Source organism: Veillonella sp. 3_1_44 (assembly GCF_000163715.1).
Taxonomy (GTDB): domain Bacteria; phylum Bacillota; class Negativicutes; order Veillonellales; family Veillonellaceae; genus Veillonella; species Veillonella parvula_A.
Genome location: NZ_GG770199.1, coordinates 638018 through 654301 on the forward strand (window position 1 = coordinate 638018; position 16284 = coordinate 654301).

14 protein-coding genes and 1 tRNA gene are annotated in these 16284 nt (G+C 39.0%); all 15 read right to left on the reverse strand.

The window, feature by feature from the left end; translation table 11 throughout:
* Positions 1-21: 21 nt before the first annotated feature.
* The 15 genes from HMPREF0873_RS02980 to HMPREF0873_RS03050 all read right to left on the reverse strand — a co-directional run bounded on the left by HMPREF0873_RS02980 (position 22) and on the right by HMPREF0873_RS03050 (position 16265).
* Positions 22-1125: a Nif3-like dinuclear metal center hexameric protein gene (locus HMPREF0873_RS02980; RefSeq protein ID WP_021148326.1), complete on the reverse strand. Its 1104-nt coding sequence runs from the start codon at positions 1123-1125 to the stop codon at positions 22-24.
* A gap of 15 nt (positions 1126-1140) precedes the next feature.
* Positions 1141-1872 (reverse strand): class I SAM-dependent methyltransferase, encoded by a 732-nt coding sequence (locus tag HMPREF0873_RS02985; protein ID WP_008714252.1) that lies wholly within the window; start codon positions 1870-1872, stop codon positions 1141-1143.
* A gap of 192 nt (positions 1873-2064) precedes the next feature.
* A tRNA-Ile gene (locus HMPREF0873_RS02990) sits at positions 2065-2139 on the reverse strand.
* Positions 2140-2204: 65 nt separating this feature from the next.
* On the reverse strand, positions 2205-2768 hold the full coding sequence (gene folE, locus HMPREF0873_RS02995) for a GTP cyclohydrolase I FolE (RefSeq protein WP_004696390.1): 564 nt from the start codon (positions 2766-2768) through the stop codon (positions 2205-2207).
* Between the two features lie 81 nt (positions 2769-2849).
* Entirely contained in the window at positions 2850-3605 is a 756-nt protein-coding gene (locus tag HMPREF0873_RS03000) for a radical SAM protein (protein WP_038125468.1), read from the reverse strand.
* Positions 3592-3930 carry a 6-carboxytetrahydropterin synthase QueD gene (queD, locus tag HMPREF0873_RS03005; protein ID WP_008714254.1) on the reverse strand — a complete coding sequence of 113 codons (339 nt, stop codon included), beginning with the start codon at positions 3928-3930 and terminating at the stop codon, positions 3592-3594. Before queD ends, HMPREF0873_RS03000 begins: the two co-directional genes overlap by 14 nt.
* A 179-nt stretch (positions 3931-4109) precedes the next feature.
* Entirely contained in the window at positions 4110-5270 is a 1161-nt protein-coding gene (rpoD, locus tag HMPREF0873_RS03010) for an RNA polymerase sigma factor RpoD (protein ID WP_004696398.1), read from the reverse strand.
* Positions 5271-5298: 28 nt separating this feature from the next.
* Entirely contained in the window at positions 5299-7071 is a 1773-nt protein-coding gene (gene dnaG, locus HMPREF0873_RS03015; protein WP_038125471.1) for a DNA primase, read from the reverse strand.
* Between the two features lie 255 nt (positions 7072-7326).
* On the reverse strand, positions 7327-8928 hold the full coding sequence (gene rny / locus HMPREF0873_RS03020) for a ribonuclease Y (protein WP_004696400.1): 1602 nt from the start codon (positions 8926-8928) through the stop codon (positions 7327-7329).
* A 118-nt stretch (positions 8929-9046) separates the two neighbouring features.
* The gene (locus HMPREF0873_RS03025; protein ID WP_004696402.1) at positions 9047-9490 is read right to left on the reverse strand and encodes a regulatory protein RecX; all 444 of its coding nucleotides are present in this window, start codon (positions 9488-9490) and stop codon (positions 9047-9049) included.
* A 2-nt stretch (positions 9491-9492) separates the two neighbouring features.
* Positions 9493-10533: a recombinase RecA gene (gene recA, locus HMPREF0873_RS03030; RefSeq protein WP_004696404.1), complete on the reverse strand. Its 1041-nt coding sequence runs from the start codon at positions 10531-10533 to the stop codon at positions 9493-9495.
* Positions 10534-10537: 4 nt separating this feature from the next.
* A complete protein-coding gene (locus tag HMPREF0873_RS03035; RefSeq protein ID WP_008714256.1) occupies positions 10538-11785 on the reverse strand; it encodes a competence/damage-inducible protein A in 1248 nt (415 codons plus the stop codon).
* A gap of 37 nt (positions 11786-11822) precedes the next feature.
* Positions 11823-13169, reverse strand: coding sequence for a 30S ribosomal protein S12 methylthiotransferase RimO (gene rimO, locus HMPREF0873_RS03040; RefSeq protein ID WP_004696407.1), 1347 nt, complete (start codon positions 13167-13169; stop codon positions 11823-11825).
* Between the two features lie 55 nt (positions 13170-13224).
* The gene (locus HMPREF0873_RS03045; RefSeq protein WP_008601367.1) at positions 13225-14262 is read right to left on the reverse strand and encodes an ABC transporter substrate-binding protein; all 1038 of its coding nucleotides are present in this window, start codon (positions 14260-14262) and stop codon (positions 13225-13227) included.
* Between the two features lie 56 nt (positions 14263-14318).
* A complete protein-coding gene (locus tag HMPREF0873_RS03050) occupies positions 14319-16265 on the reverse strand; it encodes a YgiQ family radical SAM protein (protein WP_004698698.1) in 1947 nt (648 codons plus the stop codon).
* Between the last annotated feature and the right edge of the window lie 19 nt (positions 16266-16284).

Genomic DNA, 16284 nt, shown 5'->3' on the forward strand with positions numbered 1-16284 from the left:
TTGTTGCAAGAAAATGCATCATTACACAAAGAAGAAATCATTTTGTTCTGTGAAAGCTTTCACAGGAACAGCAAGCCCTGCAGAGATTAAATAGTCACGTAAACCATGTGCCACTATAGACTCAGTTCCAAAATGCCCCGCATCAACTACGAGTAAGCCCAACTCCTTAGCCATTTGCGCCTCATGATACTTCACATCGCCTGTAATATAGGCATCTATATGTAATCGGGCAGCATCCTTAATAAATTCTGCACCTGCTCCGGAGCATAGAGCAATGGATTGAATCGCTTTCGGCACAATACCAGCAAAACGAATGTTAGCATCAGGCAACGCCTCTTGTACCCATTCACGGAAAGAATCTAAGTTTAATGCATTAGGCAAGCGACCTACCCGGCCTAGATATTGAGTTGAACTAGTAGGCTCAACTATATTTAAAACCTCATAAGCCACCTCTTCATACGGATGAGCTGATTTCATAGCCGCTACGACTTCGCTTAAATGCGTACCATCGACTATAGCATTTACTTGTACCTCAGGAGCCACTGTCAAAGCACCAGCTGACCCAATGACAGGATGAGAATCTTCATTACCAACAAAGCGCCCTTCACCATGGATACTGAAACTACAATACTCATAATTACCAATTCGGCCTGCCCCTGCATCACCCATCGCCATACGAACCGCATCAGCCGAGCTTTCAGGTACAAAGGTGGTCACCTTATAGAGCACCTCTTCACCAGTTTTAATAAAGCCCTTAATATCTGTGAGGCCCAATTGTTTCGCCAACATATCATTGAGACCGCCTGGTGCAATATCAAGATTTGTATGTGCACTGTATACGGCAATTTTATGTTGAATCAGCTTATTGATCGTACGCCCTTGAGCAGTATCACATGATATCTGTTTTAATCCTTTAAAGATCAATGGGTGATGACTAATAATTAGATTACAATTCTGTTCAATAGCATATTCTAGTGTCTCTTCTGTTACGTCTAACGTAGTCACAACACCTGTAACAACTGCATTCCGATCGCCCACCATGAGTCCTACATTATCCCAAGACTCTGCATAAGAACGCGGTGCTAATTGTTCCATCAAGGTAATAACTTGTTGAACTGTTATCATACAACTCACTTCTTTCTATTTATTCTCTAAAAGATTACGAAGAAAATTAACTTCCTGCTCTAAATCCTGATATTTATCAGTATAACTTAATTTCTCTGTCATATCATCTAATGCACATTGTCGTTGATATATTAAATACTCTATATATTTCATCCAAAGTGGTGGTCTATCTTGTTCCAATAAAGCCCCTACAGACCACAACAAGGAATCTTCCGGTAACGCTTGATAAACATCTATATATTCAGTCATACCTGTATAAGCTTCTACACAATCATTGCGTACTGCTAAAAACGCTGTATAGAGCTTACCAGCATCTTCTACAATGATTTCTAAAACGATAACATATCTCTTCTGAACCATGTATTGACGCAATTCTTTTTGTCCATTCTGTGGTTGTAGTACATAGAACTCTAATGGTTCTGGGCCTGCATCTACAATATCTCGCATTAAGAAGCCACCCATACCACAACAAATAGCACCGTTCAACTCGCCCTTTTCTGTCACCTTAAGACCATCGCCTAAACGACAATCTACTTTAGCGGCTAATCCACAAGACTCAACATATGCTCTTGCAGATTCTAATGGGCCTTTATGCACATCACCGGCAATGACATATTCAGCGCGTTGACGATTGATGAGCTCTACCGCTAAATAGCCGTGATCGGTACCGATATCGGCAATGGCATGAGCCTTAGGTACGATTGAGAATACCGCTTCTAGGCGGTCCATCATAGGTCTAGGTTCCATAACTTCCTCTACTATTACTAATCATTTATTCTTAATTACTAATTCTTGATTATTTTCTTACTTATTTGTTCTCGTTTATATAGCTCTAAACACAATACTATTCTGAAATAATCTCTATTATGTTACCTCAAAATGAGCTACATATAAAAATAACCGTCCTTGAAATCTCAAGGACGGTAGATATCAACATAATGGTGGGCCCACCTGGGTTCGAACCAGGGACCGACCGGTTATGAGCCGGTTGCTCTACCCCTGAGCTATAGGCCCTCAGTTAGTTTCTAGCTTATTAATTATACCGAATAGACTATCATTTAGTCAAGGCAACTCAAATCTTAAGACTGTTTCATTAGCATAAAACGGTGAATCATATGATCTTCGTTAAATACGCCTTTAGTAGTTAGTGTAGTCGTTTGGCTATCTGTAGATTTAATACCTCGTGCACTCATGCAGCTGTGAGACGATGTAATGTGCACAATAACATCATCAGACCCTGTCGCTAAGGAAATTACTTCCGCAATATCTTCACCAATTTTTTCTTGTAGTTGTAAACGCTTGCAGCACATTTCAGCTATGCGGGGAATCTTAGATAAACCTATGACACGACCTTTTGGAATGTACCCAATACTGATACTCATATCATACATCAATGCCATATGATGTTCACAATGAGAGAAGCAAGTAATATCCTTTACTACTACCATTTGATTTGTATCTACAGCGAAGGTCTTACCATACATGTCTGCAATCTCAGCATTTGTATACTGAATACCTTCATATACCTCTTCCATCATTTGAGCCACCCGTTTCGGTGTTTCTAACAAACCGTCCCGATTAGGATCCTCACCTAATGCTTCTAACAACTGATATATAAGCGATTCTATTTTTTTTGTATCCATATTTACCCCTTTATATCAAGATTTCATCAGACCTCATATCATACCATAGAAAAGATACTGATACTACACAGCCTAATAATACTATACACCCTTTGCATCTGGATCCCAGACAAATTTATGGATTTGTAGTTGAAATCGTACATTCTGCAAATTATATGTTTTCATATAATTGATAATCGATGCCGCCTCAATCTGTCCCCATACAGGCGATACATATATTTGAGCCACTGTAGGATATTTACTAATTATGCGACGCATACAATCCAAATCTTCTGGAGAACCAACGACAAACTTAATCAAATCACGTTCTGTAGCCACCTTGAATATATCTATATTCATAGACTCTTCGGCTAAAGAGGACGGTGTTTTATAATCGTAGGTAAACCACACATTTTCTCTCTGAAAGCTCGGTACAATCGTTCCATTTGTTTCAATATTGAAATCATAAGGACTATTATTAGGCCTCTCTCGTTTATCAAATGTATCTAAATCTTTATCTACATCATTAATACAAGTTAACTCACTTTGATTTGATGGACTATTTTGTATCTTTAAAGCCTTCCGACAATTTAATTCATCAATTAACTTTACAACAGCGCCTTCTTGTAATAGAGGCTCCCCACCAGTAATAGTAATGCGATGATTACCTAAGCTTTCAATAACATCAGCCACCTCAGCTACAGTCATCTCTGTGAAAACACTATCAATGCCGTAACTATAAGTCGTGTCGCAATAGGAACAGCGAATATTGCAATCATGAAGGCGTAAAAATGTAGTCAGCAAACCTTGCCGACTACCTTCCCCATCAATAGAGGCAAAAATCTCAATCACGTTCATAAATAGCTGTGTTCCCTTCAGATTCTTGAACCTCTACTTTAAAGCATTTTGAGCCCAATTCATCAGCGATCCATTTTGCCATATTCTCCGCAGTAGGATTTATATCGCCTAGTACATCGTTGATATGGCGATGGTCCAATCGACCATGAATTTTTTCTTTAACAATCGTAAAGTCGATGACCATCCCATTATGATCTAACTCTTTAGAACGTGCATGAACTGTAATAATCCAATTATGCCCATGAAGATTTTGACATTTACTCGGATAATCTAGTTTTAATTGATGAGATGCACTCACCTCTAACCGTTTAGTAACTGTAAACATTATATCTCCTATCTATTACATAAAACTTATCGCTATTACATGAAAACCTTGTCTAACACGTAAGTCTTATCATAAAATGCTTTTTATTGTAAGATATTACCATTTTTCATTATAACACAAAAGGGTTGTAATACAGTGCTATACGACACTGCATTACAACCCTTAAGAGATTCAAACTCTTATAAGAAGTCTTTGATTTTATCACGTTTACCGCGGTTGCGCAATTTAGTAAGCGCTTTACCTTCAATCTGACGAATACGTTCTCTTGTAACATTGAAATGTTGACCAACTTCTTCCAATGTGCGAGGCTTACCATCCTTCAAACCAAAACGTAAAATCAATACTTGTTGCTCACGATCAGTCAAGCATGTAAATACATCTTCAATCTGCTCTTGCAATAAAATGTAGCTAGCTGCATCGTCTGGAGCAATTGCATCTTGGTCCTCGATGAAGTCCCCTAAATGGGAATCTTCCTCTTCACCAATCGGAGTTTCCAAGGATACTGGCTCTTGGGCGATTTTCTGAATTTCACGCACCCGCTCTACAGTAATTCCCATACCTTCAGCAATTTCTTCTGGCAAAGGCTCACGACCCTTGTCTTGCAACAATTGTCTAGAAATACGAATCAATTTATTAATTGTTTCTACCATATGTACAGGAATACGAATCGTACGAGCTTGGTCTGCAATAGCACGCGTAATTGCTTGACGAATCCACCATGTAGCATACGTAGAAAATTTATAACCTTTAGTATAATCGAATTTATCTACCGCTTTAATCAGACCTAGGTTACCTTCTTGGATTAGATCCAAGAACAACATACCACGACCTACATAACGTTTCGCGATACTTACAACTAATCGCAAGTTAGCATCTACCAATTTTTTCTTAGCCTTTTTACTAAGTTGAATATCTTTATATGTAGCATCCTCTTGTGCACCAGCTTCGATTTGCTTAGCTAATACGATTTCTTCATCAGCTGAAAGCAATGGTACGCGACCAATTTCTTTTAGGTACATTCGTACAGGGTCATCGATATTAACACCAGAATCAACACTTAAATCGATAGAAATTTTCTTCTCACTAGAAACTTCGTCTTCATCTTCATCTGTTTCAATTGTATGACTATCTGTATCATCTGCATCAATATCTGCCACAATCTCAACATTCAGTTTACCCAAAGTCGTATAAATATCATCTAATTGTTCCGCAGTAATTTCCGTCTGCTCATGAAGAGCATCTGAAATCTCGGATTGTGTCAACACACCGCTCTTACGGCCTTTTTCAAGAAGTTGCTCAACAATCTCCTCTATTTGACTTTTTTGTACTTTCTTAGCCACAGCGCTCTCCTTTTTAACCATTAATGATTTACTTAGACCATTCTCTAATTAAATTCTGTATTTCTTGACACTTATGTAATTCGCTAATAAACGTCGAATCTCCTGCTCTTTTTAATTGATCCGCCATAATCGAATGCGCTTTATACTGTTCACGCAATGAATGGAGCCTTATCTTGCGAATTAATGCAGGCACTTGTACCTTATATTCATCGTCACTCATGACGACCAACCTAGAGTAAATATCGTATTCTTGAGAAGATAAAACAGACTGAATTGCAGTTTCATCTAGACGACCTTCGGACTTATACAAGGTGAATAGCTTTTCTATTATACCCCGATATTCAATTTTTTCAAAGTCCTCTAATGGCAAATAGCTCATCATATGTTGTAATACTTCGCCATTTGTGAAAGCTAAGGACAATAATTTTTCCGCATCACCCCTTGGTAAATCCTGTGTTGGCAAGGGTGTTGATGCAGTATCCACTAATTCAATTTGTCCTTTTTTCACATAATCTCTAAAGTATCTAAAAATAGTACTATTATCAAGCCATAATGGCAATGCCAATGTTTTTAAAGCATCATCTCTCTGCGTTTGACTATCTATATTTGCAATATATGGGAAAACATCTGCCATAACAGCCTGCTTTCCTTCTGTATCATTTGTATCGTGTTTAATTAAAGACTCACTTAATAGATAATCAAGAGGCTTAACAGCTTTAGCAACTAACTCCTTAAATGCCTGTCCCCCATGATTACGCACATAATCATCTGGATCTTTGCCGTCTGGCATGGCAAGGACACGCACCTTAAAATCCGTATTTTGCAATAATTCAATAGCTCTAGCAGCCGCCTGACGACCAGCACCATCCATATCATAAGCTAACACGATTTCTTCAGCCTGCCTCATCAAGATATGTCCATGATCTCTTGTATAAGCAGTCCCCAATGATGCGACTACATTAGTAACACCATGATTATGAGCAGATATAACATCCATATAGCCTTCTACAAGAATAGCTTGTTTTTCCTCACGAATAGATTTATAAGCCTTATCAAAAGCAAATAGAAGTTTACCTTTTTCAAAGATTGATGACTCTGGAGAGTTTAAATATTTTGGTGTACTGTCATCCATAACACGTCCACCAAAAGCAACTACTCGCCCTTTACCATCCATAATGGGGAACATAATTCTATTTCTGAAGAAGTCATAAAATTGACCCTTTTGATTCTTTCGGACAAGATTCAACTCCAAGAGAATGGAATCATCAATGCCACGGTCATGAAAGGCACGATACAACTTATCCCAACCATCAGGAGCAAAACCAAGCTTAAATGTTTCTATGGTCGCTTGTGTGAGTCCTCGCTTTTTCAAATAATCTAATCCCACTTTACCAATAGAAGTTTGAGTAAGACAGTTATGGAAAAAAGTAGCCGCTAAATCAGAAGCTTCATACAGTTTTTTGCGTCTTTCATCTCTAGCTCTTTGCTCAGGTGAAAGTTTCGCCTCTGGCAATGGAATATTAGCTCGATTAGCTAGCCGCTCTAGGGCTTCTACAAAAGTTAAATGCTCTAATTCCATAAGAAATTTAATAGCATTTCCTGATGCATGGCACCCAAAGCAATAATAAAAACCCTTTTCAGGGGCTACACTAAAGGATGGCGTTTTTTCATTATGAAATGGACAACAACCCCAATAGTTCTTGCCGCGTTTCTTTAAGGCTACATGCTCGGATACAACTGACACGATATCATTAGCATCTTTGATTTGTTCAATCAACTCATTTTCAAAATATCGGCTCATAGCCAACGCCTCCTTCCCCATATATATATTAATTCTATATACAAATAAAAAATCCTCTATTTGTAAAGCATTTTAATCAATTAAATTATTAAAAAAGTATAAATAACTTGATACGAATCATAGGAATCATCATCTACAACACAATGTAAATGATGATTCCTATACGCCGTATATAGCAATATATAATTACCGAAACTTTGATAACAATAGGCTGCAATGAAAACATTGCAGCCTATACTTATCGCTTATAGCATATTATTTTGCGTAATCCACAACGCGAGTTTCACGAATAATTACGACCTTAATTTGGCCTGGATATTCAAGTTCTGACTCGATGCGTTTTACGATATTCCGAACAAGTAATGTAGACTCAGCTTCATCAATCTTATCCGGTTTTACTACAACGCGAATCTCACGACCGGCTTGAATAGCAAAACATTTTTCAACGCCTTCGAAGGATTCAGCGATTTCTTCCAATTTAGATAAACGTTTTAAGTAGTTTTCTAATGTTTCTCGACGTGCTCCTGGACGGGCAGCGGAGATAGCATCAGCGGCAGCTACTAATACAGCTTCTACAGTTTGGAACTCTTCATCACCATGATGAGCACCAATACAGTTAATTACTGCTGCACTTTCACGATATTTACGAGCCACATCAACACCGATTTGAACATGAGAACCTTCAAGTTCACGGTCTAATGCTTTACCAATATCATGAATCAAACCACCTCGTTTAGCCAAAGTTACATCACAGCCTAGTTCAGCTGCCATTAAACCTGCTAAATGAGATACTTCAATGGAATGTTTCAATACGTTTTGACCATAACTAGTACGATATTTCAAACGGCCTAAAATCTTAACAATTTCAGGATGTAAGCCATGAACATCAGCTTCAAATGTCGCTTGTTCACCAGCCTCTTTAATAGTTTGGTCCACCTCTTTACGAGCTTTACCAACCATTTCTTCAATACGAGCTGGATGGATACGACCATCTACAATCAATTTTTCCAGCGCAATACGAGCCACTTCACGACGAATTGGATCGAAGCCGGAAAGAATAACTGCTTCTGGTGTGTCATCGATAATCAAATCAATACCTGTTAATGTTTCGAGTGCACGAATGTTACGGCCCTCACGACCGATAATGCGCCCCTTCATTTCATCATTAGGCAATGCCACTACGGATACGGTAGTTTCCGCTACATGGTCAGCTGCACAACGTTGGATAGCAGAGGAGATAATTTCTTTCGCTTTTTTCTCCGCTTCATCCTTAGCTTGCTGCTCCATTTCCTTAACCATAATCGCCGTTTCATGACGGATTTCTTGTTCCACATTCGTTAACAAGATATTTTTTGCTTCTTCGAACGTCATGCCAGAAATACGTTCCAATTCTGCCATTTGTTTTTCATACAAAGCTTCTACCTTTTCACGGCTTTGGGCTAAGTCAGCTTCTTTGCGATGTAAAGCTTCCTCTTTGTGCTCAATATTGTCTAATTTTTTATCCAAAGATTCTTCTTTCTGAAGAATACGACGTTCCATACGTTGAAGTTCAGAACGACGATCTTTATTTTCTCGTTCTACATCAGAACGGAGCTTATGAATTTCTTCTTTCGCTTCTAATAAAGCTTCTTTCTTTTTAGACTCAGCTGTGCGTTCACCATTTGCAATGATGCGAGCAGCCTCTTGTTCAGCTTGATTCAGTTTTCCTTCAGCAATATTTTTTCTTAAAAAATAGCCTACCCCTAGTCCAATCAGTACCATTACCACTGCAATTAGACTATACTCTAAAATTTCTTTCACCTCCTTTTTATTTCTCAAAATTGAGCTTTCATGCTCCTTTTTATGCCCTTTATGCATTAAATTATCAATTAGCCATATCATCATATAAATAAATAAGGCTATTATTAATTTTAGACTTCAAAGCCCTTTCTGTCAAGATTTTACAAGCCTACCAAGGCCTCTCAAAAAGCAGAATTTATTCATAAAAATCATTGCATACAACTTGAATTGTGCTTGTTGAGAACCCCCTGTATTTGAGAAAACTAAAAACTTTTACCCGAGGAGTCTTCTCTTCATTGAGAATAGATCCAAATTTTTTTTCTACCACCCGATAAGCAGCTTTTACCTCATCATAAGCAGAAATTTCTTGAGGAATCGCAAGTCCTCGAAGTTTCATTTTTTGCTTAATCATATAAGCACCGTATTTCTGTTCTTTCATCAAATACGCTAATACCTGCTCAGATAAACGTTCATCATTAATGTAATCATAATCTTTAAGGCGCTCAAGGACCCTCTCAATGATAGGGTCCTCGAATTGTTTACGTCTCATTTTTTGCGTCAGCTCATAAGAACTAAGGAAGCGCTGAGCTAGGAAGCGATACGCTTGATCCATAGCAGCTTGCATCGTTTCGTCACTCATGATTATACTTCTTCAGTTACTTCTTCACCAATTACATCGATTTCTTCAGTGCCAACAGCCAATGTATCACGAATAATGCGATCGATTTCATCAGCTATTTGTGGATTCTCTAACAAGTATTGTTTAGCCGCTTCCTTACCTTGCCCCATACGTTCCCCATTATAGGAGTACCAAGCACCAGATTTATTAATAATTTCCATATTTGTACCAATATCAATAAGTGTGCCAGTTTTAGAGATACCTTCGCCATACATCAAATCAAATTCAGCTGTCTTAAATGGAGGTGCCACCTTATTTTTGACAACTTTGACTTTTGTTCGAGCGCCAACATTTTCGTTGTTTGCTTTAATTAATTCCCCTTTACGAACATCAAGTCGTACGGAAGAATAGAATTTCAACGCACGACCACCAGTCGTTGTTTCAGGATTACCGAACATAACACCTACTTTTTCACGCAATTGGTTGATGAAGATAACAACTGTTTTGGATTTACTGATGATACCAGTCAATTTGCGCAAAGCTTTACTCATCAAACGAGCTTGTAAGCCTACGTGAGCATCGCCCATTTCGCCATCGATTTCCGCTTTAGGAACCAAAGCCGCTACGGAGTCAACTACAACAATATCTACTGCACCACTGCGAACAAGAGCTTCTGTAATTTCTAGAGCTTGTTCTCCATTATCTGGTTGAGAAATCAACAAATTATTGATGTCTACCCCCAAGTTGCGAGCATATACAGGATCCATCGCATGTTCCGCATCAATAAATGCTGCAATACCACCTTGTTTTTGAGCTTCTGCTACAGCGTGAAGAGCGACTGTTGTTTTACCAGAAGATTCTGGACCGTAGATTTCAATTACACGACCACGAGGGAATCCACCTACACCAACAGCAATATCGATAGCAAGAGAACCAGAGGAAATCACCTCTACATTCATGCGATCTGCCGCTTCACCAAGACGCATAATAGCACCTTTACCAAAATCTTTTTCAATTTGTTTTAACGCGTTATCCAACGCTGCTTGTCTGCCATCTACAGCCATTATTTTATTTCCCCTTTTCTGTTATATAAGTATAAACATAGTATAGTGCTAGTTCTGCCGCACTTTGTCTAATATCTTCTCGATTGCCAATTAAATTAGCTTTATGGGCCACTGTGCCATATGGACCAGTAACACCAAACCATACAAGACCAACAGGCTTTTCTCGAGTACCACCTCCAGGACCAGCTATGCCTGTCGTAGAAACAGCATATGTTGTTTGGCCAACAGTTCGTGCCCCCTCTGCCATAGCCTTAGCCACTTGTTCACTAACAGCGCCATATGTATCTAACATATCTTGTGGTACACCTAAAACACGATGTTTCACATCATTACTATACGAAATGACACCACCCATATAGTACTCACTACTACCACTGACATTAGTAAGAAGCTTACCAACCAATCCTGATGTACATGATTCAGCAGTACTAATAGTACTATGTTCCTCTAACAAGGTTCGACCTAATGTTTCCTCCATAGAAATTGTTAAGTTGCGCCCTATGCGAGAGCCTAAGCGTTCTCGTATGATTGCATCCCAAGGATTAAGTAGGTCTTGTGCCGCTTCTAATGTTTCAGCCTTAGCAGTGATACGAACCTCAATGTAGCCTTTTTTAATGAGTAAAGCAATGGTCGGATTAGATTGCTTCTTAATTAGATCCATCAAGGTGCTTTCTAAATCAATTTCACGAATATCATATACGCCATAACGATAGGATGTAACAACACCTTGAGAACCAAATCGGCCATTTAAATAAGGAACTACGCTCTCTTGGAACACGCCCTTCATTTCTCCAGGAGGTCCAGGTAAAAGTATGTACGTAGTGTCGCCATCTTCAACGACTACACCTGGAGCAACTCCAACAGGGTTATATAATACCTTTGCCCCTTTTGGTAATTGTGCTTCTCGCCGACTCGCATCGGGTATAGTACGGTTTACACTTTTAAAGAATCTTTCAAGCTCGTTCATGGCCTCTTGATTAAACACAATAGGTCTGCCAATTGAATCGGCAAGTACATTACGTGTAATGTCGCCCTGCGTTGGTCCTAGCCCACCAGTACTAATAACGATATCAGCCCTTGTACTAGCGAGCTGAAAAACTTCAGCCATTCGTTTCGGATTATCACCTACCACCGATTGATGGGCAATGGTATATCCTAATTTATTTAACTCTTGTGCTAGCCAAGATACATTCGTATTTACTGTATCACCTAGCAATAATTCTGAACCTGTAGAAATAAGTTCTACAATCATCAGATCACCTCCACAATCGAATGTATCGAACTGTGTATTATTCTACAACCGTAGCTACTACATCATAAGCAAAGCCTTGCTCTACTTGTACCTTAAGAATATCACCAGGTTGAATGTCTTCACCGCAGTCTTCAATGTACATATTACCATCTACATCAGGTGCTTGAGATTTCAATCGACCTTTTGCAAGCAATGTGTTATTCTCGCCTTCTTCGATTTCCTCTACCATAGCATAATCAATGGTACCTTCTAAATTGCGATTGTTCTCTTCAGAGATAGCAGCTTGGATGGACATAAGAACGTGATAACGCTCTTCTTTGACCTCTTCTGGTATTTGGTCTTCACGAGCACCAGCTGGTGTACCATCTTCTTGAGAATACGTAAATACGCCCATATTATCGAATTTGATTTCTTTTACAAAGTCACAAAGTTCCTCAAATTGTTCATCTGTTTCACCAGGAAATCCAACGATGATAGAGGTGCGCAATGTAATATGAGTCGGTGCATTTCTAATCTTCTTAAGCAAGCGCTCAATATCATTGCGATCGTCTCGGCGATTCATTTGTTTCAAAATATCGTTATTAACATGTTGCAATGGAATATCTACATATTTACAAAGCTTTGGCTCATTAACAATAATATCTAACAATTCATCAGAGAAAAATGTCGGATATAGGTATAGCATGCGAATCCATTCTATGCCTTCTACAGTTGTTAATTCTTTTAACAATGTCGTCAATAATGGTTTGCCAGCATTAAGGTCGATACCATAGCTCGTTGTATCTTGAGCGATAAGGACAACTTCCTTAACCCCGGTCGCAGCCAATCGTTCCACTTCAGCCTTAATAGACTCAATAGTACGACTACGGAATGCACCGCGTACCTTAGGAATAATACAGAATGTACACCCGTTATTACAGCCTTCTGCAATTTTTACATATGCACTATAACGAGGTGTTGTTTGAATACGAGGCATGCGCTCATCATAGATATTCGTAATATTTTCCATGATACAACTGCGATTGCCGTGCTCAATAGCATCAACGGCTACCATAACTTGATCCCATGCACCGGTACCGATTAATGCATCAATTTCAGGAATTTCTTGGAATAATTCATCCTGATATTGTTGGCTAAGACAACCTGCTACGATAAGGCCCTTACAAGTACCATCCTCCTTATATTGGGCAACCTCAAGGATGGTATTTATAGACTCAGCCTTAGCTTTTTCAATAAAAGTACAGGTATTTACAACGATAAGATCTGCTTCGCTTAAGTCTTCTGTAATCGAATAGCCATTATCTCTCAATAAGCCTAACATTACCTCTGTATCTACTAAATTTTTAGCACAACCTAGGCTAACATATCCTAATTTTTTCCCCATTCTATATCCTTTCGTCACTAGATTCTTTTTTATTTATTTCATTTATACAACTGACTTAGTCCTTACGGAATCGTACTTGACTAACCCAATGATTTAATAGTAACTTTTTACCTTCTAGAGTATAGCCACCATTCACAGGCCATAATACTAAATCATGCCCCATAGAATCTTTTGGCTCATCCATCTCAGGATTAGTAAATATATAAGTAAAATTCTTTTCTACCATATATTTCGCCGTTTTAGAAGATAGTAACCAATTAATAAACTCTACACTATCTGCTTTATGTTTTGAATTTTTTAAAACGGCAGCACCAGTCACATAATAAGACGTACCATCTTTAGGATAAATGATCTTAATTGGATACCCATGATGACTATATTGCGCCGCATCAGACAAGTTACCAATACCAATATTTGTCTCCCCTAGCGCAGTTAGGCGTATTGGAGTAGACAAAAATTTAGCATGTTGAACCACATGGGGCTTCAAACTATATAAGTATTCAAGAGCCTCTGGTTCCCCTTTATACTCTACCATATTATATAGCAAATTGGCCGCATTCTGAGATGCTACAAAATCGGTCATAACGATAGACCAATCACCTTGTTTTCCCAATGTATCCCATGTAGTAATATATTTACCAATGCCATTATGGAAGGTATCATTCTGAACAAATACGATGGGATCATACCAAATACCAACCCAATAGCCATTTGGATCCTTTAGATTATCACGTACCTCGTCAATACGTTCATTGACGATGGGCATATATTTACCTGCATTGGCACCAATTACGAGATTATCTTCAGAAGTTAGCACCAAATCACCAGAAGTATCAGCCACTGTAGAAGCCGACCGTTGTGACATTTGTTCCTCTGTAAGAGGCATTACAGTGACTTTTACCTTTTGTTCCTCTTCATAACGCTCAGCAAGCATAGCTGTCAAAGTATTAGGTAAGTCCGTATAGACTATAATTTCACCACGAATAGGCTCTTTGGCCTGTTCTATTTGTTCTTGTTGGTAAAAGTTTATGCCATAGATCAACATTCCTACCACAAATAATGCTAAGATGCTCGGAGCAATCCATCGTTTCATATATGCCTCCCATAAGACATAAAGTATCTTAAAATGAGAGTAGCTAGAGCTACTCCCTACATGTAACGACCACCAAAACTTTTATTAGATGTACGAACTTTAGTCACATCTCTACTACGCCTTTTTCCAGTCTGGCATCGATTCCTAGATTCGCAACCTCGTTTGCCATTACGAGATTTACTAGATTGGCTAATACGCTTAGAATTTCCACCAATTGGTCGGGGTGGAATTAAACATTCTGGGCCAAAGCCAATTAAATCACGTCGATTGGCTTCTATGAGAGCCTCTTTAACAAGGTCATAGTTTTCAATATTTTTAAACTGCATCAATGCGCGCTGTTTTGCTTTATCTCTACCCTTTTTAGCAACATATACAGGTTTTCCATCTAGTGGATTAATGCCCGTATAATACATACAAGTAGAAAGGCTACCCGGCGTAGGAATAAAATCCTGTACTTGCTCTGGGTACATATGGTGATCTCGTAAAAATTCCGCTAATTCAATAGCATCCTCTAGGGCACAACCGGGATGAGAGCTCATAAAGTACGGTACTAAGTATTGTTTCTTACCAAGCTTTTTATTTGCCTCTTCAAACCAAGACTTAAAGGTTAGGAATTCTTCTTTACCAGCTTTCCCCATCATATTGGTAACCCGTTTAGATACATGTTCTGGAGCTACCTTTAGCTGCCCACTTACGTGAAACTCACAAAGTTCCCGCACAAAGTCTTTATTGTTATCGGCCAGTACATAGTCATAACGCAAACCAGAACGAACAAATACCTTTTTTACACCTTTTAGTTTACGTAATTTACGTAGTAAAGCAATATAGTCATCATGATTTGTATTCAAGTTTTCACAAGGCTCTGGAGCCGCACAAGTACGACCTTTACACGCACCATAGACAGCTTGTTTATCGCAAGCTAGATGGCGGAAGTTTGCCGTAGGGCCCCCTACATCATGAATATACCCTTTAAAGTTGTCCATCTTGATCATCATGTGAGCTTCTTCAATCAAAGACTCATGACTACGATTCTGGATGATACGCCCTTGGTGATTAGTAATAGCACAGAAAGAACAACTGCCAAAGCAACCTCGTTGGCTCACAAGGCTAAATTGAACTTCGCTTAATGCTGGCACACCACCCTTATCATCGTATTTAGGATGCCACTTTCGAGTATATGGCAAGTTATAGACACCGTCCATTTCCTCCTGTGTCAATGGCAAGGCAGGCGTGTTCTGAATGAGATATCTATCACCATGCTTTTGGACTACAATACGTCCATAGAACGGATCTTGTTCATCGTATTGAATGCGGAATGCATCGGCAAAATCCATCTTATCCGCCTTAATAGCTTCATACGATGGGCACTCTACATAGTCAATAGTTGGAATTTCCTTTGCCATGTAGCAAATGCCACGTATAGATGGCAAAGACTCTTTAAATCGCCCCTGATCTAAGGCATCAGCTAGTTCAACAATTTGAAGTTCTCCCATGCCATAGACGAGTACATCGGCCTTAGAATCTACTAAGATGGATCGACGCACCGTATCTGACCAATAGTCATAATGACCAAAGCGACGCAAAGACGCTTCTATACCACCAATGATAAGAGGTACATCACTGTAAGCCTCCTTCATACGGTTAGCATATACCAAGGTAGCACGATCTGGACGATGACCTGACTCACCACCTGGAGAATAATCATCTTGACGGCGAACTTTCTTTGCTGCCGTAAATTTATTAAGCATTGAATCTAAATTCCCTGCCGTAACAAGGGATGCTAGACGTGGTTTACCTAGTTTTTTAAAAGCCTCTACATCATTCCAATCTGGTTGATCTATAATGCCTACACGATAACCTTTGGATTCCAAGTATCTACCGATAACTGCAGGCGCAAAGGATGGATGGTCCACATAAGCGTCCCCACTGATGAGAACGAAATCTAATTCAGCCCAACCACGTTCCTTCATATCCGAAGGTTCTGTTACTAAAAATCTATCCATTGATTGTGTAAATGCCTTT